This is a genomic window from Peribacillus sp. SIMBA_075, from assembly GCF_046534585.1.
In genome coordinates this window covers 1-358 of sequence record NZ_JAWRYN010000226.1, presented here as the reverse complement: position 1 = coordinate 358, position 358 = coordinate 1, and the positions used below count along the sequence as shown (strand labels likewise).

The following is a 358-nucleotide window of genomic DNA, read 5'->3' as shown; positions in this document are numbered from 1 at the left end:
ACATTAAATGAAGTGGTGAATGGTTTAGTAGGACATGAACATCGTCCAAAGTTTGGAATTATTCCAGTTGGAACGACAAATGATTTTGCGCGTGCGATCGGTGTACCTCGTGCTATTGAAGAGGCTGCGGATATTATTTGTGAAGGAAAAACAGTTCCGTTAGATCTTGGTAGAGCAAATGATACATATTTCATTAATATCGCTGGTGGCGGCCGTATTACAGAATTAACATATGAAGTGCCAAGCAAGCTAAAGACGGTATTAGGCCAACTTGCTTACTATTTAAAAGGAATCGAAATGTTACCGTCATTACATCCAACATATGTTGAAATTGAGTATGATGGGAAATTACTACAAG

At 38.3% G+C, this 358-nt stretch carries 1 protein-coding gene; it reads left to right on the top strand.

The window, feature by feature from the left end; translation table 11 throughout:
- Window positions 1-358: YegS/Rv2252/BmrU family lipid kinase (locus SB775_RS27980; protein ID WP_410864413.1), on the top strand; the 358-nt coding region annotated here is incomplete at both ends.